Source organism: Stygiolobus sp. CP850M (assembly GCF_037389425.1).
GTDB lineage: Archaea > Thermoproteota > Thermoprotei_A > Sulfolobales > Sulfolobaceae > Stygiolobus.
Genome location: NZ_JBBHKR010000052.1, coordinates 21,466 through 42,171, shown reverse-complemented (window position 1 = coordinate 42,171; position 20,706 = coordinate 21,466). Strand labels below are relative to the sequence as shown.

At 37.9% G+C, this 20,706-nt stretch carries 26 protein-coding genes; 15 read left to right on the top strand and 11 right to left on the bottom strand.

What is annotated here, in order from left to right; translation table 11 throughout:
• Nucleotides 1-63: 63 nt before the first annotated feature.
• Both WIW89_RS05225 and WIW89_RS05220 read left to right on the top strand, forming a co-directional pair.
• Nucleotides 64-1,587, top strand: a complete 1,524-nt coding sequence (locus tag WIW89_RS05225) for a dihydropteroate synthase-like protein (protein ID WP_337719994.1) — start codon at nucleotides 64-66, stop codon at nucleotides 1,585-1,587.
• Entirely contained in the window at nucleotides 1,541-1,945 is a 405-nt protein-coding gene (locus tag WIW89_RS05220) for a hypothetical protein (protein WP_337719993.1), read from the top strand. Before WIW89_RS05225 ends, WIW89_RS05220 begins: the two co-directional genes overlap by 47 nt.
• 4 nt (nucleotides 1,946-1,949) lie before the next feature.
• On the opposite strand, the gene WIW89_RS05215 is transcribed toward WIW89_RS05220, so the two are convergent.
• Both WIW89_RS05215 and WIW89_RS05210 read right to left on the bottom strand, forming a co-directional pair.
• Complete coding sequence (locus tag WIW89_RS05215; RefSeq protein WP_337700403.1) at nucleotides 1,950-2,369, bottom strand: 6-pyruvoyl trahydropterin synthase family protein; 420 nt, start codon at nucleotides 2,367-2,369, stop codon at nucleotides 1,950-1,952.
• Entirely contained in the window at nucleotides 2,347-2,853 is a 507-nt protein-coding gene (locus tag WIW89_RS05210) for a hypothetical protein (RefSeq protein WP_337719992.1), read from the bottom strand. Before WIW89_RS05210 ends, WIW89_RS05215 begins: the two co-directional genes overlap by 23 nt.
• A gap of 31 nt (nucleotides 2,854-2,884) precedes the next feature.
• On the opposite strand from WIW89_RS05210, the gene WIW89_RS05205 reads away from it, so the two are divergent.
• Genes WIW89_RS05205 through WIW89_RS05180 form a run of 6 tightly spaced genes read left to right on the top strand, consistent with a single transcriptional unit; the run spans nucleotide 2,885 to nucleotide 6,364 of the window.
• A complete protein-coding gene (locus WIW89_RS05205; protein ID WP_337719991.1) occupies nucleotides 2,885-3,322 on the top strand; it encodes a hypothetical protein in 438 nt (145 codons plus the stop codon).
• The gene (locus WIW89_RS05200; RefSeq protein ID WP_337719990.1) at nucleotides 3,319-3,729 is read left to right on the top strand and encodes a hypothetical protein; all 411 of its coding nucleotides are present in this window, start codon (nucleotides 3,319-3,321) and stop codon (nucleotides 3,727-3,729) included. Before WIW89_RS05205 ends, WIW89_RS05200 begins: the two co-directional genes overlap by 4 nt.
• Complete coding sequence (locus tag WIW89_RS05195; RefSeq protein ID WP_337700412.1) at nucleotides 3,713-3,913, top strand: hypothetical protein; 201 nt, start codon at nucleotides 3,713-3,715, stop codon at nucleotides 3,911-3,913. The genes WIW89_RS05200 and WIW89_RS05195 overlap by 17 nt, the downstream gene beginning before the upstream one ends.
• Nucleotides 3,910-4,554: a 6-hydroxymethylpterin diphosphokinase MptE-like protein gene (locus WIW89_RS05190; protein ID WP_337719989.1), complete on the top strand. Its 645-nt coding sequence runs from the start codon at nucleotides 3,910-3,912 to the stop codon at nucleotides 4,552-4,554. The genes WIW89_RS05195 and WIW89_RS05190 overlap by 4 nt, the downstream gene beginning before the upstream one ends.
• A 20-nt stretch (nucleotides 4,555-4,574) precedes the next feature.
• Nucleotides 4,575-5,735 carry an isopropylmalate synthase gene (locus WIW89_RS05185; protein WP_337719988.1) on the top strand — a complete coding sequence of 387 codons (1,161 nt, stop codon included), beginning with the start codon at nucleotides 4,575-4,577 and terminating at the stop codon, nucleotides 5,733-5,735.
• A complete protein-coding gene (locus tag WIW89_RS05180; protein ID WP_337719987.1) occupies nucleotides 5,732-6,364 on the top strand; it encodes an MBL fold metallo-hydrolase in 633 nt (210 codons plus the stop codon). The genes WIW89_RS05185 and WIW89_RS05180 overlap by 4 nt, the downstream gene beginning before the upstream one ends.
• A 974-nt stretch (nucleotides 6,365-7,338) precedes the next feature.
• Here the strand turns inward: WIW89_RS05180 and WIW89_RS05175 are convergent.
• The gene (locus WIW89_RS05175; protein WP_337700538.1) at nucleotides 7,339-7,515 is read right to left on the bottom strand and encodes a ribbon-helix-helix protein, CopG family; all 177 of its coding nucleotides are present in this window, start codon (nucleotides 7,513-7,515) and stop codon (nucleotides 7,339-7,341) included.
• Between the two features lie 145 nt (nucleotides 7,516-7,660).
• Between WIW89_RS05175 and WIW89_RS05170 the strand changes: the two genes are divergently transcribed.
• Nucleotides 7,661-7,969, top strand: coding sequence for a hypothetical protein (locus tag WIW89_RS05170; protein WP_337700420.1), 309 nt, complete (start codon nucleotides 7,661-7,663; stop codon nucleotides 7,967-7,969).
• Between the two features lie 169 nt (nucleotides 7,970-8,138).
• On the opposite strand, the gene WIW89_RS05165 is transcribed toward WIW89_RS05170, so the two are convergent.
• The 3 genes from WIW89_RS05165 to WIW89_RS05155 are packed head-to-tail and all read right to left on the bottom strand — an operon-like array spanning nucleotide 8,139 to nucleotide 10,310.
• On the bottom strand, nucleotides 8,139-8,366 hold the full coding sequence (locus tag WIW89_RS05165) for an Lrp/AsnC ligand binding domain-containing protein (protein WP_156007152.1): 228 nt from the start codon (nucleotides 8,364-8,366) through the stop codon (nucleotides 8,139-8,141).
• Nucleotides 8,367-8,401: 35 nt separating this feature from the next.
• On the bottom strand, nucleotides 8,402-9,583 hold the full coding sequence (locus tag WIW89_RS05160) for an ABC transporter permease (RefSeq protein WP_337710038.1): 1,182 nt from the start codon (nucleotides 9,581-9,583) through the stop codon (nucleotides 8,402-8,404).
• Nucleotides 9,561-10,310 carry an ABC transporter ATP-binding protein gene (locus WIW89_RS05155; RefSeq protein WP_337710040.1) on the bottom strand — a complete coding sequence of 250 codons (750 nt, stop codon included), beginning with the start codon at nucleotides 10,308-10,310 and terminating at the stop codon, nucleotides 9,561-9,563. The genes WIW89_RS05160 and WIW89_RS05155 overlap by 23 nt, the downstream gene beginning before the upstream one ends.
• Nucleotides 10,311-10,364: 54 nt before the next feature.
• Between WIW89_RS05155 and WIW89_RS05150 the strand changes: the two genes are divergently transcribed.
• Complete coding sequence (locus WIW89_RS05150) at nucleotides 10,365-11,039, top strand: hypothetical protein (RefSeq protein ID WP_337710041.1); 675 nt, start codon at nucleotides 10,365-10,367, stop codon at nucleotides 11,037-11,039.
• Complete coding sequence (panB, locus tag WIW89_RS05145; RefSeq protein WP_337719986.1) at nucleotides 10,936-11,745, top strand: 3-methyl-2-oxobutanoate hydroxymethyltransferase; 810 nt, start codon at nucleotides 10,936-10,938, stop codon at nucleotides 11,743-11,745. The genes WIW89_RS05150 and panB overlap by 104 nt, the downstream gene beginning before the upstream one ends.
• Here panB and WIW89_RS05140 read toward each other — a convergent pair.
• Nucleotides 11,718-12,512 (bottom strand): 4-phosphopantoate--beta-alanine ligase, encoded by a 795-nt coding sequence (locus WIW89_RS05140; protein ID WP_337719985.1) that lies wholly within the window; start codon nucleotides 12,510-12,512, stop codon nucleotides 11,718-11,720. The two genes, panB and WIW89_RS05140, sit on opposite strands and share 28 nt — an antisense overlap.
• Nucleotides 12,467-13,243: a GHMP family kinase ATP-binding protein gene (locus WIW89_RS05135; protein ID WP_337719984.1), complete on the bottom strand. Its 777-nt coding sequence runs from the start codon at nucleotides 13,241-13,243 to the stop codon at nucleotides 12,467-12,469. The genes WIW89_RS05140 and WIW89_RS05135 overlap by 46 nt, the downstream gene beginning before the upstream one ends.
• 59 nt (nucleotides 13,244-13,302) lie before the next feature.
• Between WIW89_RS05135 and WIW89_RS05130 the strand changes: the two genes are divergently transcribed.
• The 3 genes from WIW89_RS05130 to WIW89_RS05120 all read left to right on the top strand — a co-directional run bounded on the left by WIW89_RS05130 (nucleotide 13,303) and on the right by WIW89_RS05120 (nucleotide 17,525).
• The gene (locus WIW89_RS05130; RefSeq protein ID WP_337719983.1) at nucleotides 13,303-15,603 is read left to right on the top strand and encodes a 4Fe-4S dicluster domain-containing protein; all 2,301 of its coding nucleotides are present in this window, start codon (nucleotides 13,303-13,305) and stop codon (nucleotides 15,601-15,603) included.
• Between the two features lie 51 nt (nucleotides 15,604-15,654).
• A complete protein-coding gene (locus tag WIW89_RS05125) occupies nucleotides 15,655-16,509 on the top strand; it encodes a hypothetical protein (RefSeq protein ID WP_337719982.1) in 855 nt (284 codons plus the stop codon).
• 101 nt (nucleotides 16,510-16,610) lie between these two features.
• Nucleotides 16,611-17,525 carry a hypothetical protein gene (locus tag WIW89_RS05120; protein ID WP_337719981.1) on the top strand — a complete coding sequence of 305 codons (915 nt, stop codon included), beginning with the start codon at nucleotides 16,611-16,613 and terminating at the stop codon, nucleotides 17,523-17,525.
• Nucleotides 17,526-17,540: 15 nt separating this feature from the next.
• On the opposite strand, the gene WIW89_RS05115 is transcribed toward WIW89_RS05120, so the two are convergent.
• Together WIW89_RS05115 and WIW89_RS05110 are read right to left on the bottom strand one after the other, a co-directional pair.
• Complete coding sequence (locus tag WIW89_RS05115) at nucleotides 17,541-18,629, bottom strand: hypothetical protein (RefSeq protein ID WP_337720030.1); 1,089 nt, start codon at nucleotides 18,627-18,629, stop codon at nucleotides 17,541-17,543.
• Nucleotides 18,619-18,783 (bottom strand): hypothetical protein, encoded by a 165-nt coding sequence (locus tag WIW89_RS05110; protein ID WP_337719980.1) that lies wholly within the window; start codon nucleotides 18,781-18,783, stop codon nucleotides 18,619-18,621. The genes WIW89_RS05115 and WIW89_RS05110 overlap by 11 nt, the downstream gene beginning before the upstream one ends.
• 311 nt (nucleotides 18,784-19,094) lie before the next feature.
• Here WIW89_RS05110 and WIW89_RS05105 point away from each other — a divergent pair, with 311 nt between their 5' ends.
• Nucleotides 19,095-19,367: a hypothetical protein gene (locus WIW89_RS05105; protein WP_337719979.1), complete on the top strand. Its 273-nt coding sequence runs from the start codon at nucleotides 19,095-19,097 to the stop codon at nucleotides 19,365-19,367.
• Here the strand turns inward: WIW89_RS05105 and WIW89_RS05100 are convergent.
• Nucleotides 19,339-20,682: an MFS transporter gene (locus WIW89_RS05100; protein WP_337719978.1), complete on the bottom strand. Its 1,344-nt coding sequence runs from the start codon at nucleotides 20,680-20,682 to the stop codon at nucleotides 19,339-19,341. The genes WIW89_RS05105 and WIW89_RS05100 overlap by 29 nt on opposite strands.
• Nucleotides 20,683-20,706: the final 24 nt, after the last annotated feature.

Here is a 20,706-nt window from a genome sequence, read left to right as displayed (position 1 = left end):
TTCTCTTCGAATTTAAGGCTTTCTGAACTTTCATTTATAAGGTGCTTTTGGGACTTAAACTTTGTGAAAATACTTTTAGTAACTGGAAAATTAGCGTTTAAAGCCGTCGAGGAAGTGGCTAAAAAGATCAACGCTGATGTTTTAGTTTTGGATTATCCAGTTGCAGCTCTGATGACGACGGAGTATATAGCGGAGAGTCTAAAGAAGTTTTGGGACAAAGTGAACAGCTTTGATCTTATTATAATTCCGGGGTTGTCAAGTGGGGATGCAAAAACCATTGAAGAAAAAGTGGGGATAAGAGCCTACAAAGGTACTGAGGACATTCACGATCTCCCATTTGCGTTAGATCTATTAAAGAAGGGGTATGAATTGTCTACAGTATATCCTGCCGATAAATTTATCCAAATTGAGAGGGGTAAGAACCTGGAAGACACTTTGAGAAGTGTCGAGGAGTCTGGCTATTACAAATTCGAGGTGGATAACGTAAAGATTCCTGTTGTACCTCCCCCTTTTAGGATCTTTCTCGAGGTCGATGCGACCAAACCGCGGAGGGAACTCGAAGATGAGGTATTAGAGAAAATAGACTTTATAGATGTTTTAGTCCTAGGTTTTCCCAACGGTCATAATGATTTAGATGATGTTAGGAGTAAGGTAGCATCTCTAAGAGAGTTAATACCGGTCGCTATAGATTCTGCATCTCCAGAGGAGCTGATTGAAGGTGTCAAAGCCGGAGCAGGTTTCGTGTTCAACCTAAACGAGGAGAACATCGAAAAACTTGAGGTAATTAAAAAGGACGCCTCATTTGTGATCGCACCTTATTCAACGGAGAATAGGGCTGAAATCACGCTTAAGTTGTACGAGAGGGCTAAACAAAAAGGTTTTGAAAAAGTAGTACTAGACCCCGTATTATCTCCACCACTTTACGGAGTAGTTGAAAGTATAATTGAATTCAAGAAAGTGAGGGAAGCCATAAAGGATGAGCCAATGCTCATGGGAATACTAAACGTTACAGAGCTAATAGACGCGGACAGTGTTGGAGTAAATGCGTTAATGACTACAATAGCTGGAGAGTTAGGTGTGGGGAACTTACTAATTATGGATAAGGGTAAGACTAGGGGGTCTGCACTTGAAGTCAAGAAAGCATCACAAATGGTTAGCATAGCTATGAAAGAACATAAAGTTCCTAAGGACCTAGGAATCGATTTACTTATCCTTAAAGACAAAAAAAGAGGAAAAGTGGATACTAGTAGTACTGACCTTTACTCGCCCGAGATAGTTGAAGGTCACATAGAGCCTAAGGATATGGACGAAGGTTTCGTAAAGATTGTTAAGGATAACAAATATATCTACCTCAACTGGTACGGAAAGCAGAAGTTCACGTTAATAGGAGCTGACGGTTTGAGTATCGGTAGAAGACTTCTTGAGAAGACTAGGGTAAATGCGGAGCACGCACTATACATAGGCTATGAGTTAGCTAAAGCCGAGATAGCTCTTAACTTGGGTAAAGAATATATTCAAGATAAACCACTCTTCAAACCGTATGGATATAACAGCGTCAGTACCGAACGTAATAGAAAAAACGGCTAAAAATAAAAAATTAAGAGTTTACATCGCATTAATTCCTCCTATAGTTACTCATGACGATTTTTTGGACGAGTTAAAACGTAACGGATTCAATATCTCGGATGCTTGCAGATATGATAAAGCGCTTTGTTACGCAAAAGTGTTCGGCGGTGTAGTGATAAGTAATGACAAATCGTTCATCCATGTGCATCTGGAGGGTTTCGTTTATGAAGGAAATAAGGGAGAACAATTTTCCCCTTGTTCCTTCACTGAAAACCCTTATGCGTGTTATGCTTTTGACGACGGTAGTGTTTTATGCTTCACTAAGGAAAAAAGGGGAAAGTTCATAGATAATATAGGCTTAAGGCTAATAGTTAGATAGTCAGTCAAGGATATTCAATTATTGCGTAACTACCTTCTCCTTCATATATCTTTAATTTCACGTTATACTTGCCACCTAGCTTTCCGAAAATTTCCTTAGCTATTTCAAATCCTATATACTCAACCGTCGGATAATTAGCTTCTATAACTTTTATTTCAAGCTTAAAGGGGCCTGTTATTGAGACCTTTTCTAAGTCCTTTTTAGGGATCAACAGCTTATGATCCCACTCCTTAATAATTTCAAGTAACGTAGTCTTTAACAGACCGAAATCTATTACGAAACCTGTCTTAGGGTCTATTCCATCTCCCTCTACTTCTGCTGATATTTTGTACGTGTGACCATGTAACTGGTCGTTACCCTCTGAAGAAAGCGTGTAGTGGGCTGAATCGAATGATAAGCCTTCAACTCCTACCCTTACTTTCATTTAGAGCCCTCCTGATGTTTTTGTTGAGATGTTCCCATAAAGACTCGCTTAAATACCTTATTTCATGGCATAAGTTGACCAACTGCTCTTCTTTCTTAATCTCCTCGATAGTCTTGTATACACTCATTAGCTCCTCGAACCTACCCTTAAACACTACTCTGTCTTCGTAACTAAGAGTGTCGGAGCCAATAGTGTAATCCCCTCCAACCTCAACTATTCTGTAAAAAGAATAGGCAAGCTCGTAGGTGTTAACTCTAATTGGCATTCGAGACTCTAACTCCCTTATCAAAACGTCTACCCTGTCTTCAATTAGAGATTTAAGGGAGTCTATGACCTCTAACTGTTGTCTGAAAGCCTCCACGTTTAACAAATCCTTAAAACGGGAGGACTTTATACACTCTGTACCACATGGTATTTCTATCTCTAGGACTTTCAATTTCTCTATGGGCGGAGCTGTTAAATAATCGTCAACTATATTACTCATAATTAACAGTTTGAGAGGTAAGTAATAAAGTATGAAAGAGCTTTTTGACGTCGTAGAAGATTTCCTAGGCAGAGTAATACAACACTATGGTACCAAAGTCGACACTATAATACTCGGTGGTCCCGCTATAGAAGAAGAGGACGTGAATAAACCAGTCTTTGTTCTCATTGTCATTAAAGGCGTAAAGAAGATTTCTTTCTTAGCCAGACAAGAGATCGTGGAATATTTCATGAAGAAAGTTGAAGCCGAGAAGGTTTACTCCAATTACGTAATTTATACGGGGCACAGACCTTTGATTTACACATTGTTAGTAGACCCCTCAGAACTGGAGTATCATATTCCCTTAGTAGTCTACTTATCGACTAAAGGCGTGTTAGTCTACGGCAATATGGAAGTTCCTAAACTACCTTCATTCGGTAATGTTATAAGAATGGGCGAAATTAACAAGGGAGATGTGGTCGATCTATGAACAACAGCGCCCTTGCTTCGGAATATTTAACTAAGGCTATGAGGAATTTGAGCAACGCTAAGTCGGCCTACGAAGAAGGTGACCTGATTGACAGCTTATGTTATATTTATAACGTAGTCGAAGAAATAAGTGCAAGCATACTAGGACTTTACGGCTTTTATTATCCTTACGATCACAAGGCACAAATGTTAAACGTGATTGTAAACAAGGTTAGAGAGAAAGAAATCACGCTAATAAGAAAATTACAACTCCTAGAACAAAGACTCTATCCGATTATCCTTGTTGACGAGTCTTCGCTCAAAGAGGGTTCAGTAGTGGCTAGGAATGTTGAAGTGAAGAACTTGCTTCAGGAAGTTGAAGATTTATTCGAGCTAGCAAATACTGTATTTGATGAGTTCCATCATTGACTTAGACAAGGATACTTGTAGCTCGGACGTTATTGAAGCCTTAAATAATTATTTTCGTAACGTAATATACAAAATAAATAAGAATAGTGCTTATTTTGAAGAGATTATAAACAAATACAAAATTGAAATAATCAGAGACGAAGGTGATGTGATTTATTTTCGCGTGATATCTTCTTCTGGTTGAACTTTTATTCACAGATCAGAAAACAACTTGGGTTTAGAGAAGAAGAAGACTATTATTCGGCAGTGCTTCTTGATCAGCTATTAGCAAATAACTATGAGGACTATACTGAGGAATTACGTAACCTAATCCGCGGAAAGACTGTCGCAGTAGTGGGTGCTGGTCCGAATTTAGAACAAGTAGAATATTTGGACGAAGATGTAATAATATCGTCTGACGGTGCGACAAATTATTTAGTATCTAAGGGCATTAAGCCCGATGTAATAGTGACGGATCTCGACGGAATTTCAGTCTATCCAAAAAACTCAATATATGTGGTTTTAGCTCATGGTAATAACTCGGAATATCTGGTAAGCAAATTTCCATTTATTTCTGGCAGAAAACTCATCGGTACTTGTCAAGTGTTTCCTTTTGGTAGGCTAAAGTTATTCGGAGGATTTACTGATGGTGATAGGGCTGTAGTCTTAGCTTCTCTGTTTCAAGCTAAGGCTATAAGACTGTACGGAATGGACTTCGATTCAGGGGTTGTAGGTAAATATTCTAAGCCTTATTATGAAAATAATTTACCTGCATCGTGGATTAAGAAAAATAAGTTAAAAATTGCTAAGCACGTAATTGAAGAGGTTTTTAATAAAACTTTATAATTGTATAAGCAAAGAAAAATTTGGGATGTCTTTTCTTTGTTAACTCAAAAAAAGTCAGGATATTTGACACGACCCTGAGAGATGGAGAGCAAGCACCCGGAATAGACTTAACTATAGAGCAAAAGGTAAGAATAGCAAAACAACTAGCAGACCTAGGAGTAGACGTAATAGAGGCAGGATTTCCAGCGGCATCTGAAGGAGAGTTCGAGGCGACTAAGAAGATATTAGACGAAGTAGGGGATATGGTAGAGGTAATAGGGTTATCAAGGGCTGTAAAGCAAGATATAGATAGAACTATAGATACTGGTATAGCAAGTATTCACGTATTCATTGCAACATCAGATATACACTTAAAGTACAAGCTGAAAATGACGAGGGAGCAAGTTCTAGATAGGATATATGAGTCAGTAAGGTATGCGAAAGACCACGGTTTGATTGTGGAGTATTCACCTGAGGATGCGACAAGAACTGATGAAGAGTTCCTACTTAAGGCTGTTAAAACTGCTGTAGAAGCGGGAGCTGATAGAGTTAATATTCCAGATACCGTGGGTGTAATGCACCCCTTCAAGTTTTACGATTTGATAAGTAAGGTAGTAAAGGTCGCTGACGGGAAGATAATAAGCGTACATTGTCACAACGATTTCGGTTTAGCTACGGCTAATTCGATAGCAGGTGTTATGGCAGGAGCCAGGCAAGTACATGTGACTGTTAACGGTATAGGTGAGAGGGCTGGAAACGCTTCACTGGAAGAGGTGGTTATGGCGTTAAAGAAATTACTCGGTTATGAGGTCGGAGTAAAAACTTATAAATTGTATGAGACTTCGAAGTTGGTTTCGGAATTAACGGGGGTACCCGTACCTTACTTTAAGGCAATCGTAGGAGAGAATGCGTTCGGTCACGAGTCAGGTATTCACGTTCATGGTGTTATCGAAAACCCCTTAACTTACGAGCCAATATCACCTGAAGAAGTTGGAAACTTCAGGAGGATAGCATTAGGAAAGCACAGCGGAATTCACGGGTTAAAGAAATTGTTATCTGATCAAGGTATTGAGCTTACAGACGATGAGTTAAGAGAGGTTTTGAAGGAGATAAAAGCACTTGCTGAAACCGGACACAAGGTAACAGTAGACGATGCAAAAGCGATAGCTATTAAAGTTTCTACTAAAAAAATAAATGCATGATAAGATTTTTATTACACTCGGCATTTTTTCTAGATAATTTAATATTAATTGACCCCCATGACGGTGGAAGTATTGGATTACCGAGACCTGAGGTTAAAGCCTCACTAATTCTAATCACCCATAATCATTACGACCATAATGCATATGAAATAATACCTCATGAAACCGTGAAACTTAAGTATTACGGAGAATTTACGTACAAAAACTATACAATAAAGGGGATAAAGGCTTACCACGATAAAGAGAAAGGTAAAAGAAGGGGAGAGACTGCTATATATAAAATAACGTCACCCAACGGAAAAACCTACGTGCATTTAGGTGATCTAGGGCACTTATTAGATGAAAAGTCAGTTGATGAATTGAAAAATCCAGATTACTTAATGATTCCCGTTGGAGGTGTGATAACTATAAACCCGTCAGAGGCTATTCAACTTATCAAGGCGTTAAACCCTAAAGTAGTTTTTCCTATGCATTATTGGGTTAAAGGACACTACATGCCATTAGATCCTATAGAGCCTTTCTTGCAACTAGCGAACACTGAGGGGATAAAGATAATTCAAATAAATAAGCCTGAAGTAAACGAGGAAACTATAGAAAAGGGAAGCGTCGTGTACTTCAATATATACTAAATAGCAGTTCAACAACATTCATCCTTCATTTGAACACATTATGACAGAGTTTAGGACATACATAAGCAACGTGTAAACCCTGATCTACTCCTCTAGATATAGATTTCCATTACGACGTGGTATATTTAATTTATTAACAATAACTGGTGCGATTTTCTACTCAGTTTTCTGAAAAAATGATGTAACTTACGTTAATGGATAAAAGTGTAGAAATCATAAGATTAAAATCAGAAACAAAAAAGAAGCTTACAGAGATCTTCATTATACTAGAAAAATACCGATAAAAGGGTTTCATACGATGAAGCTATAAGTTATTTGATCGAAAGTTAGTTAAAAACAAAGAAATTACCGAAAAGTTATTTGGAATTACGAAAGGATATAATCTGGATAAGGAACTCTTGGAGGGTCACAAGAAGACAAACGATAACAAAGTAGTATTAGACCCTGAAGTTATTCTCTCATTACTTTTGGGAAAAATCATAGAATTTTATAATAAAAATAAAATTAGGAAACTTGAACATAAAAAGGCAAATTAATATTAAAGGATTGGTTAAAATCTGGTTATTTTAAGGTAGTAGAGAGTTTAAATCTGAAATTCTACACCACACAAATGTGAGCACTTTACTTTCTTTAGCTGATTGTTTTACTTAACAACTGTTAAGTTTCCTTAGACTAAAGCAGTACTCAGAAGAGAAGAGGAATTATCAAGGTGTAATATAAATAAAAAATGTAATATAAAGGAAGTTAAATTTATTGACCAAAAACATCCAAACAGATTCATTAATCCCTTTCCATCAATCTTAGCCTACTGCTAGTAAAATCTAACTTATAGTTGTCTCCTATGCATATAGTCTATTTAACAAAAATACAAAGAGATGGGCGTAAAAGGTTGGATTATAAAAAGACAATGCCTTAAGGGCTTCAAACCATTAAACCTATGGCTTGCCGTCCTTTTACAAGGATAAAAGAAACGATTATAGCTTTACTTTCTCTACTTTAGCAACCGGAACAGTCTCCTTTTCTAATTCTCCTTTTACTAACGTTTCGATTGCTTTTCTGATTGCCTCTGATCTATTTAAATTATATCTTATTGCATATCTGTCTAATAGTTCTAATAAGTCTTCTTCTACCTTAAATGTTACAACTCTCATCTTACTACCCAAATTAATACTCCTCTTGCTTCGGTTTAAATATTATCTGGAGCGGTATTTCCATATTCCACTTACGAGAGGAAGATTACTTGATGAAGATTAATATATTTGTTTTCATATACTTTTATTCAGAGGAGAATACACATTGCCCACTATACACTTATCTTTGCCAGAATCACTTTACGAGGAATTGAAGAGAAAGGCCGATGAGATGGGAGTGCAGATTACAGACTTAGTGAAATTTTACATAAGGAGTGGGCTAAAGAACTCCTTTGATGAGGAGGATAACGATGAAAAAGAAGACGATAAATACTCTAGACTAGAAGAAAATATGGTGTTCCTAGAAGCAAGAATAGCACAGCTGGAGAGTATGGTCAATGAGCTTATCAAGAAACTATATGAGAAGGAAGCTGAGGATGAGGAAGTGGAAATTATAAATAAGGATAGTAAATAATTATAATTGGGCCTACGCGAAATGCCCTTGTGTCCCAAGGGCTTATGAACGTAGGTGGGTCCCCCCAATCCTTAGAATAGGATCATTCTAACTCATTCTAAAAATGATGTTACAGGGACGTCCTGATAAAGATACTTAAAAAAGATGATGAATTGATTCCTCGAACTGATTACATTACAATTAGGGTTACGGTTCTCAGTATAGCCGAGTTCTTCCTTATCTGTGCAATTACCTTATTTAACTCGTCCAAGTTTTCTGCATTTATCTCAATTACTACATCGTATTCTCCATATACGGGGTTTGCTTCCTTAACCCCGTTGATCTTTTTAACTTCATTAGCTACGTCTGTTTCTTTCCCAACAGTTGTTACGATTAAAACGTAGGCTTTTACTCCCATGATCTAATCATTAGTGTATAAAAATAAAATATTTTTCATTTTAAGAGAAGTCTCTCAGAGTCAAATGCCCTGGATGATAAATATATTAAAAATACAGAGACTAGAAACGTTACTAATAAAGAGAATATGGATTCTTGTATTGATCCGAATACATATAGGAGTAACCCAAGACTAATTTGCACGTATGGTATAATGTATATAGTAGACAAGGGAAAACTTAGTTGGGCAGGATTTATAAACAGTGCAGTAAACGAGGCTATCATTCCAAAGCTTATTACTATAAAGTTAATCACTTGAATATTTCTAACTGATCCACCTAATATTACTAGAAATATTAAACTTAGCGCTCCGGTTAACAGCACTGATAAAAGGTACACGATAACTATCATTCCTAAGAAGGGTAATGTCAGGCTAATATTAAGACTGAGGGATACACTGGATAGTAATACGAATAAGAGGGTACCAATTATATCCCCGAGAGAAGAGAATAGCCCTAAGACTGAAGCCACTATTAACTTAGAGAAGAGAAACGACCTTACTGAAAGTGGTGTAGCCAGTAATGATTCGAGAGTTCTCCTTTCCCTTTCTCCGGTTATTCCCTCAAGCAAATAGAATACTATCGGAGTTGCACTGGGGAATATTATTAACGCTATTATTCTCGTAAGCTCTGCTAATTGTCCAGCGCTACTTGAAGTAGGGTGTCCAGTTACGGTTCTGTAACCAAGGAGTAGGTATATAGGTTCTCTTATATCTACAACCGACACGTTTATTTTTGCCTCATGTTCCAAGTAATAAATTCTAGAGTTGGATATATTAAGTAACAACTGATATAACGCACCCTGAGCTAGATCTGATGCTTGCTGATTAGATGAGATAACCACTTGATAAATTATGTAAGCCTGCCTACTTATGTTGCTAGCGTTCTGATAAAAGTCGTTAGGAAACTCTATGATTACGTCCGGATACATTGAGGAGGATATATTGGTCTCAACTATTCCTCCTCTGCTCTGAATATAATTGGTAACAATACTAACGTAGAAGTCATTTAACGGGTTATGGTTTATCACGGCTATAACCGGAGGTTGGGCAGAAACCGAGGCATAAAGGACTATCCCTACTATGGGGAGCAGAATAAATGGTAAAATTATTGTGGAAAGTAACAGCTTCTTATCCCTCTTTATTTCAGTGAACTCTTTAGCTAGGAACACTCTGATCACGGCTAACCACCTTTAGGAAAGCTTCCTCCAAGTTTCTGACTCCCAGTTTTTCTGTTATCTCAGTAGGGGTACCTATCTGTATTATCTTTCCGTCGTTTATCATTGCTACTTTGTTACACATGTACTCCACTTCGAGCATGTTGTGTGAAGAAAGGATTATAGTGCTTCCCAATTTTTTAGCCATATTGCTTATGACATTCCTTATCCTCACAGAAGATTCGACGTCTAATGCAGAGGTAGGCTCGTCGAGGATAGCTAGTTTAGGCTTAGTCATTAATGTTCTGGCTACAATTAACCTCCTTTTCATGCCTCTGCTGTATGTGGAAGTCTTCTCGTATATTTTTTTCCCTAAGTCTGCAATTTTTACGCCTATCTCTACATACTCTTCAACGAGTTTTTTGTCACCTCTAGCATAAATTTCCGCGAATAAGTTCAGGTTCTCTAAGCCAGTGAGCCTTTCATACGGAAAAGCGTCTTCGGGCATGTATGAGATGAGTCCTAACTCCTTAGCCTTTTCTGGTTTGTAAGAGAAGACACTTACTTCTCCCTCATATCTTTTGATAATCCCAGCTATTATCCTCAGGGTAGTAGTCTTTCCCGCGCCATTAGGTCCAATGAGGCCAAAAACGTCTTCCTTAAATACATCGAAGGTAATGCCCTTGAGAATTAGGGAATTGTTAAACTTTTTAAAAACGTTGGTAACACTTACGGCTATCTCGGAATTCATTATACCATAATATATACTTTGTTAAAATTTAAAATCGTTAGAAAAAAACTAGTTGTGATTACTGGGAGTATCAGAGACAGAACTGCCGAGTTCCTATTAAAGTTCGGAGAGAGAGGAGAATTTGTATTGAGGGCTGCATTGGAGTACAGCGAAGAGAACGAGAATAAAGAGTTAGGTGATTTCAGTTACAAAGGGGTCGTTGACAAACTCATAGACATGGGTTATAACTTTGACCCTAAAATGCTCTTACGAAGCTTAGAAAAGGATTTCGGTATAACGGAAACTACATACAAAAGTTCCAATCAGCACTGGTGGAAGTTCTTAGACAAGGAACAAGTCTCTTTTGCGCTTTCTGATTCCGGTCAACAAGACCCAAGGGTTAGACTTATCTTCCTAAAATTTTACTCTCTTGATCCGAAGGAGCTTCAACGTAAGCTAGAATTCTACTCTAGGAAAACTGTTCTTTCGGAGATGGACAAGAAAAACTTCAGGAAGTTAGTCTTTGATGAAATAGAACAACTAACGCAATTATATGATGATGCTATTCAGTATGAGGAGACTCAAGGAATTGCAAAGCAGATTAACAAGTTATTAACCTTAGCTTATAAAGTAGGGAAGAGGATTTATGGCAAAGGTTTCGATCAGGGATTTTCTGAAGAAGAAGGAGAGGAAAGAAAGGATAACCATGCTCACAGCTTACGACTACCCGACAGCGAAAGTGATATCTAATACAGATTTGGATGGAATCCTTGTAGGAGACTCATTAGGGATGGTAGTTCTTGGTCTAGAGAATACTTTGAATGTTACAATGTCGGATATGGTAAGACATGTATCAGCTGTTGCCAGAGCTAAGCCGAAACAGTTAATTGTTGCAGACATGCCTTTTCTCTCCTACGAGGTCTCGGTTAATGAAGGGGTAAGAAATGCGGGAAAATTAACTAGAAATGGTGCTGACGCAGTTAAGTTAGAAGGAGGAGAAGAAGTTGTTGACGTAATAAGGGCGATAATTAAGGCAGGAATCCCGGTCATGGGGCATATAGGTTTGACTCCCCAGCGTTTTCTGAGAATAGGAGGTTTCAGGACTATAGGAAAGAGAGAGAAGGAAGCCGAGCAACTCATAAGGGATGCTAAAGCATTAGAAGATGCAGGTGTGTTTTCAATTGTCGTTGAAAACACTTACGCCGAAGTTGCAAAAAAGATCACAGAAAGTGTGAGTGTTCCTACAATATGTATTGGTGCAGGTCCTTATTGCGATGGACAAATACTTGTTATTCACGATCTGTTGGGCTTTACTGACTTCTCACCCTATTTCGCAAAGGCATACGTAAATCTAAAAGAGATAATTGATAAGGCAGTTAACGAATACATAAACGATGTAAAGAGCGGTAAATTCCCAGCTAGAGAAAACTACAAGGAAATTTCAGATAACCGTTGAGCTATAAACCTCAAGGAGGTAGTGAGTACTGTTTTATTATCGTATTTTTTAACTATCTCCTCTAGTGTATCTCTGCTATAGCTCTTCATTGCCCTCGCGTATTTTATCAAGATTGGGAAAGCCCTTATCACGTTGTCTACAATAGTTATTGACGCCATTCTTGCAGTCCTAGACAGAGGATTTAGGTCGATCGCTATTACCTTTTTCCCCATCCTCGTTAAAGCCTCAGTTCTGTCACCGTCCTCCAGAGCTAGTAAGACTACGTCGGCAATTAATATCCCTCTCGGACTTACCCTTCTCCTTTCACTGAATAACTCAGGTATTGTGGCTGAGGCGTCTTCACCCACTCCCAGAACTTCTTCAGCCCCCGCTTCTCTTAGAACTTTTTCAATAGCCTTTTCTCTTTCAACAGTTCTGTAGAACAAGTTTACCTCAATCTTTGCGTTTACTTCTTTTGCTAGCTCCACGATCTCTTTAGGCACAAGAGCCGCCATATTTCCGTTAACTGATATCACGGGATGTTTAGCTAGTAAAAGTGTTGCTACAGAGGCTTTGATCGCGTCTATTGCAAATTGTTGAGTCTTTTCCCCTATTAGATAATCGAAGCATTCCCCCCTTCCGTGAGCTATCAGCCCTTGTGGGACCACATACCCTTCCTCTAATCCTTCTACGATTTTTTCCCTTATTATGAGGGATTCTTTTCTGGGGTGGTTTTCTGGGATCAGTGAACGGACACTCCACTCCTTGCTACCTTGTGCTTTATCCATCCTTCTTCACACTCTCCTAGTTTAAGTATTAAGCCTTTCTTTTTAAATGAGTCTTTATACGGAGAGATAAAACCTAATTCCTCTGTGAACTTCTTCGCCACTTCGAAGAATTTGTGGATAGTAGGATTAAGGAGGAACTGGTTTATGTAGTTTAATGCATGTTCGTTGGTCTTGAGGAGAAGGCTCGTTGAAAGTCGTGACTCTGGTAAACTACAGATTTGTACGTCATCCGTAACTGTAAATACTTCCACTTCCCCTATAGTAGGTGCGCCAGGTTTTTTTCTGTAAACTATCCCGCCTCCGTAATACTCCGAAATAACGTCGCCTAGACCGTTTTTTGACAGGACCTCGCTTTCGTGAGCTGTAAGTAATGCCTTCCTTAAATCCGTTAATCCCAATTCATAAGCTATTATTGCGTATCCTAAGCTTATTGCACCGCTCATTCCGTAACCATAACCCAAAGGTACTTCGCTGTATACATCTATAGATAACGTACCCAACTTCTTCAATGTAAGTAAGTTCTTGAAGTTATCTAGTTCCAATCTATCACCGTTACTTCTGATGACGGTTATCTTTTCACGGTCGCTCAATTTTCCGGTTACAACTAGTTTTGGTTCTAATGTTAAAGAAAGACCTATTGAACCACTTTTTGAGATGTCGTTATCATAAACTGGGTACCAGACTCCAGAAACATTTAGTGGTACTGATACCTCTAAGTGCAATTTGTACAAAAGTTTATAGGCCCAAGTATATATATTAATCTCTTAATCAATCTTACAGTGAGTAATAAATGACGATAATTACAGACGCGTCACTCTTTAGTAGAGCTTTGACTACAATAGACATTAAGAAAATAGAGAAGTATCTCGATAAAACTGAGCAAGTAGTTTACGTGGGCAAGGCTACATCCGTCTCAGGTGACTTAATAAGATATGCTAGAGCCAAATATGTCGCATCTCCTAACCTTTTAGGTAATGGAAATAAGATAGAGGAGAGCAAAGAACAGGGCGGTTCTTCAGTTTATAAATACTATAATGTGGCCCCTGGTTTAACATTCGAGGACTTATTAACTGAGTTAAAGCCTTTGGGCTTTGTACCCGTTCTTTTACCCTTCTACCTGAAGGGAACAGTAGGAGGGTTTATATCGAGTAATGGTTCAGGATTTGGTAGTTATAAGTTCGGTTTTGTGAGGGGTAAAAAGGAAGTACACAAGCTTGTTGGATCTAATGTAGCAACTGTAATGACAGCTAAGTATCCAGAGGTCATAGAAGTAGACACGGAGACAGAATATGCGTGGAGTGCCGTAATTGTAGACGGTAAGGAAAGGTATTATTTGCCCTCATTTTACGCTAAATTTTTGGGTATAAGCAGTAGTGGTAACGTGGATTCCTATACTTTGCTTAGTGACTTTAGCTCTCAGATAATAAGAAGTTTTAAGAGGGATTATTTCCCTCTAATCCTTTTATATCCTCCGACTTCCAGAAATAAGATCTTTTCGATCCCGAACTATGAGGAAGTTTTGACTTACATTATAAATTATAACTCGCCTGAGAAGTATTACGTAACTATAGGTAACGCAAAATTTAATGATCTGGAGAAGATCTCTGAATTCCTGCTTAAAAACAAAGATGTAAAACCTTTTCCCAGCCCAAGGGAATATACAACATTAGAATTAACAATTCTTAAAGAGATTGGAAAGAAAGTAAAGACACCTAAACAATACAGTAAAATATCCAAATTATACGTAGACTCGTTAAAGTGCATAAATTGTGGGTTATGTTTAGATGTTTGTTTAGCATATAAAATAACGGGTAACCCAGTCTTTTCTCCCATGGGTAGAATAGGTCGTCTTATATTTGAAGAGACTAGCTTCGAAACATGTTTCGGTTGTGCTAAAGACGAGGAGATATGTCCAGTAAATATCCCTATTAGTGAATTAATGACTGAAGGTTTAAACAAAGTATCACCAACTACTAAGCCTCCGATTGAGATATCTGACGTGACGGCTGACATAAGAGCACTTGAGAAGAAGTTAAATGAGAAGTATAGGAATAGACCTCTATTCTTCCTATTTGTGGGGTGTGCTGCTAAATATGATCCTATCGGTCTGAGAGGGTTCTTACAGTTCTTATTAGATAATGGAGATAACCTCCCTGCACAATTCTCTCCTAGAGTTAGACTAATCTCTGGGAGGTGCTGTGGCTTCGATGATTATTTAGCAGGAGATGACGAAGGAGCAAGGAAGAAAGTTATATCAATTATTGAAGAAAAGAACAACAGTGGGGCTATAAACGTATACTTTATGTGTCCGGAGGGTTTGTACGTTTACAACAAGTTTTCAGACCAAAAGGGGATTTTAGCTTATGAGGTAATTAAGGATAAAGTCCAAGGAAAAATACATACCGGTTGTTGGGCTAAGAAATTAGGAATTGAAGGTGATGATGATGAGTGTGCGGGTTTGACTTTTACTACTTATCAGGGTTTTCCATTCCCTTATAGCAAAAAGCAAGTAGCGACAATATGCCCTTTCTCGACGTGGAAGTTCGGAACTTTATCGGTATACGGTCAACTTTATAAAGAGAACGTAATTCAGCAGACCGAAGTCGCCGAGAATGCTGCTGATGCTGAGAAAGATATCTTAGATTTAGCACTTGTTTCGATGAAAGATGCGTTAATCCAGTCAGTAGATGAAATTGCAGAAAAAGTCGGGCTATGGAGCCTAGGAGGAGAGCAGTACTTCATAACAATTACCTTCCCTATATTGTCAAAACACTTCAGTGACACTTATAAGAGCAACCTAAAGGCATCTGACAAAAAGGATTTAATCGTCAAGTATCTAAATTCCATAATAAACGACCCCATAATGTTAGAGAGTAAGCTGACTTTAGTTGTTGATTACCTTAAGAGCCAGAACTATGAAGATGTAGTTTCAGATGCCCAGTCCAAGATAGTTACCTCACCAAGGCTAGAGTTCTCTATGGCAGATATAGCTAAGTCAGAGGAGATGAAAAAGGCTTTAAGGGAGATAATTAGAAGAGCAATATCTACTAAAACGATAGAAAGGATATTTAAGGACGTATTATATTCTTGAAATAAGCTATTTGGTAAAAGTTTTTAATCTTTACGGATTACATTATAAATCATGAAGGCGTTATTTAAAGGAGTTTTAATAACAATTGTAATTTTAATCTCAGTATTAGGTTTCCTTATGTTTGAAACACATAGCCTAGCGTCTAGCTCACAACAAACTACTTTAGAAGATCCACACTACATAGGTACAATCTATATATACAATCTTTCCGCATTAAGTAGCTTTGTTTCGGCTTATGGTTACAATGTGAGTAATCTCACTAAAATATTCGGAGAAGGAGTAATTCACGTACTTGAGTACAACAACACAAGAGGAGTACTAGGTTATATTCAAGTGGAAGGACCGGAAGCTTCCTTAATATTTTATTATATAAACTCGACTTTAACACAGCACGGGTTCAAACAAGGCTCTTATAAGAACCTCATATACTATTACGCCAACAAAACTGCAATAGGTTTCGACGGTCATTACGTGTATTTTGCTCACGATAACATATCCGCGTCTGAAGCCGTAAATATGATAATTTCTCTGTATAACTCTCCTAAGGTTCTACCTTCCCCAATAAGCGGCTTAATATTTCAAGGATATGTAAAGAACACGAGTTTTGAAGGGTTTGCCAATGACCAGATGATAATACTAAAGGCTAACTCAACCTCTGCAAACTTCACAAAGCTTGAAAATCTATTCCATTTCTTCCTATTCGAAACCCATAAGTATAGTTTTGAAGGAAATGTTATAGTAAAGAACTCTACGGCAGTAGTTTATGAATTGACTGCACAGAAAGACAACGGACAGTCTTTATACGTCATAATAGGTATTGAAAAGGGAACCAATGGAGTGGATTATGGCGCTATGATAATTTCTCCTAAACAAATAAATTACACTGAAATCTTTAACTATCTGTGAAATACGATAATTTAACCTATCTTTTTTATATTCTTAAGTTCTTCATTTTATCAAGATTTACTAAAAGCTTTGTCATATTAACTATTGTATTTTCTGGTTTAATGGTGTTGTTTTACCTCAGTATAGGAAAAATAATATTTGTTACCTATCTATCTCCCCAACTAAAAATAAGTGCCCTAGAATTTGTTACGTTCTTCTTAGTCTTTAATTTATTTTCCTCAATAGTCCAAAAGGCAGATTTTGACTTTTTACTGACCTCCCCAGTAAAGACTACAACATTAGCCCTTTTATATGTAGTAGGAAGCATGTTTACCGGGGGAGCTTACTTTATAGTTCTCAGTACTTACATGATTTTGCTCTATCCCCCTCCGTACTCATATATCGCTTTCACCTCTTTTTCAATTTTCGGAATAGCAGTAAGTTCTTTGGCCTTAGCAAAAAACAAGTTCTATATAATCTTTGCATTAGTTTTTCTAAGTTGGTTACCTTATTTTCACTTCTACTTTACACCAACAGCGTTAATATTTGGACACTTATTAAGCGGAATTCTAAGCTCCCTAATCCTTTCTGCACTCGTACTTTATTACTCCGTTAGGTATGCTGATTTACAACTATCTGGGTCTAAAGTTAGAACCAAAAGAAGCAGTCTCATTGACGGTAAACAATCTGTTCTTCGTATAATCTTGAATAATTATGAGTTCGTTTGGGGTTATGGTTCTACTTTTTCTGGGAGAAGGATATTCTTCTACATTATCCCTTACTATAAGGCTATAGGGATTTCAGCTCTTATCTCCTTAGTATATTTGTGTGTAGAAATAACTTTTCGCCCATCGTTTTATACGGGGATTATAGCACCTAATGTACTGATCGTGTCCTTTCTGTCTACTACCGGTCTTTATGCACTTTCACAAGAGAGACCTTGGCTTACCTTTATGTCTTTAGACCAGGGGAGAATAATAGCAGAAAAAATAATTATTAAGACTCTACAAACTGCCGTCATCAGCAGTTTCCGATAAGCCGTGAAATTTATATCATTTGGCATCATTCAACATTCCTAATCCTTTTAAGGCTATTAAGTAAGCTGAGGCTGTATGCCTATCAAAACCCTTTTCCCTCATCACCCTTTCGTGATCCTCTGAGTTAGTAGTACCCTTAGGATTAACTAGAATAACGTTAAAACCTAACCTTAACGCTTTAATAACAACGTGAATTAACAACTGCTTCTTAGCAAATCGCGAAACCTTCCTATTACCGCTCTTACTCCTCGTAAATTTCTTCTTCTTAACTAAGAATAAGTCCTCAAAAACAACGTAATCAACACCAATCCTCGATAGGGAATTAAGAGACTCTGAAAGAGCATTCAAACGTAAAGCCCTTGCTTTCTCCTTAGGAAAACCGTGAGAAACAACTTCAGAATACCACCACGTCTTTTTAGCAACGACTTTACCATCCTTGTTAATCACAACAACGTTTAGTCTATCACTGTTCAAATCAAAACCAGCAATTAAACCGTAACCATTGGGTTTTGGTGAAGAGAAGTACTTCAAATATAACCAGAGTGGGATTTGAAGGTGAATCATTGGATAATGCTTGAAACTTACTACAGCACCATAACCCTCTTCTCTCCTTCGAGATAATTCTTCTAATTCTTTAAGCAATGGCAAGTACTCCTTGCCGAAGTAAGCTTTTGCATAAATCCACTTACCCCAAGGGTCTTTAACTCTAACTTCCACGTGGTCTTCCAAAACGTGGAACTTGATATTTCTGTTCCCTTTATCGCTTTTATTTCCCCTACTACCGAACCAAAACTTCCTTATCCTTGCATGAATTATCTCACCCCTCTCTTCCTCCCTTTCTAACAAACCGTCAGTAATTGTCTTAGCTTGTTTTAAAGCGGTTTCAAGGTAAACATAATTTGGTAAGATGTTGTAAAACTCCTTAGTCAGTTCGTCAACACTCTTCCCGTCAAAGAGTGGATTAAGAGCACTCTTAACAACTTGTGAGTAAGCCCTAGCAATCCTAACAACTTTATCCTTATTTTCAAAAATTACCTTACCGTTTATTGTAACGAATTGGAAGTTTTCGAGGGCTTCCCTAGAACAGATAATCCTATTCCTCATCGTCTGGTAGGATGACAATTACTATCACCTCCTTTCCAGCGATTTTACTAACCTTATCCCTAACATTTTTCGGCACGTTTATTGTATACCTCTGATCCCCGTACTTATCCCTACCAGCTGAGGATATGACACCATGGAAAACAATCTGTTCCATATGCTTATAAGTAACCGCAAAGTTTATAAACATTTCCGTTAACATTATCATGTAGAAGAGAACCCTACAATGAACTCGATGAGCAATGTGAGGGGGAGGATGGGTTCGATGAGGCTCCCCATGTCGTGGCTGGGAGTCCATACTCCCTAACCTAGGCGTGGGGAGCCGGACAAGGGGAATGAGGACGAGAGGTTGAATACAAATTCATGAAACCTCAATGAAAGTCCGACCCCTTCCTCTCACTTCCCTTTGTAATTGTAGACTCTATACTAGGAAGATTTACAGTAGGCATATCGCTTTTTAGTGGCGTAATGGCAGGGTACTTAGTCACAGCAATCCTTATGAGTAAACTGAACCCGATACAGTTCAGAGGTGAGGTTTACAACTACAAGGCTGGAAGCGGTATGATAGTGGTTATAATGGTTGATTATATAATTATAGCGCTGACAATTACAGCTGGTCTATTCTTGTTAACTAGCGTCTTGTTCTTGTTAACTTCAGTTTCTGTCCTCATTGTAGCTTTAATAAGAAAAAGTATGTGGGAAAAAATCAGCTTTAACCTTGTTGAGAAAGGTTTTCAGTAGTGATCTCCTCTAGTGGAACAAGATTTGTATCATAGCCTCTGAAAAACCACCATAATGAAGCTACGGCACCCATTCCCCAAAGTGTAAGGTTAAGTAAGACGTAATCAACTAACGGAATACTGCTCGTTAAGTAAACTGATATTGCATAAGAAACTATTGGTATAGTCCTCACAAGACCTATCAGGAAAGCCCTATTTTCCGTAGGGAATAAAAGAGGTTCCAATATTGTCCTTGCTCCCCATGCAAACTCACTGAATAACATGTTTAGTGCTAATAGGATGTAAAACATTACTAGGTAAGCCCCAGTAATACTACTCGCTATCATAACTAGTGCGAGTATCGGTAACATAGTAACAGTACCACCCATATAAGATAACATCACATAAAATCTAGTTCTTATCTTATCCACGATATATGATGCTAAGAAACCAGCTAATACAGTAGCTAGAGAAGCGACAAATACTATCGTGGATAGATAATATTGGTTGTTGGAGAAGTAATAATCTGCGATTGTATATGCCATCAGACCGAAAGTAAGGTACTGGGATACTCCTAAAATAACAAGGAACAAATATCTTGTTCTTAAAGGTATTTTATAGACTCTGATATTGGTCATAGGAGTTACTGCGTCCTCACCTTTGGTTAGTAGCAATTCGGCATTTTTCTCGGCTTCATTCACTTTACCTTTAGTTACGAGCCATCTTACGGACTCCGGTAACGAAAATCTCACGAAAGTCAAGACAACGCTAACCAGTATCGCCGAAAATCCTAATACTTCCATTACAAACGTAGGAGAAGATATCTGTGAGAAGGCTATCAATGATAACGATGCAGCAACAGTTATTCCGATATTATCAAAATTAGGTATTAGAATCAACAGCTTTTCCCTCCACTTTAAGGGGAAGTTCTCAGCTGCGTAAGAAAGTCCAGTAGGTACTTCTCCCTCAACGCCTATATTTGCTAACAGAAGTCCCACAAGCACTAAAGGTAAAAACGCAACACTGGAGGAGGATATATAATAAGCGGCACCAGAGACAATAAGCGCACCAACCAAATAGAGTATTAAAGTAATGTAAAACGTCCTCTTTCTCCCAAGTACTTTGTCTGAGAGATAAGGTAGCAATAACGTTCCTATTAACGGATATAGAGCTGGTAATGCTATGTATATCGGGTTTCCCTTAGCTAGGCTATATGTTAAAGGTGCGATTGAAGTAACAAGTCCCCACATTAAATAGCCTAAGCTGAGGGAGATGAACAGCTTCCAATGATTAATACCCCACTTTGCTTCGTCCACTTTTTCTGTTACTGTTGTCATTATGTAAAAATTTGAATTAAGTAA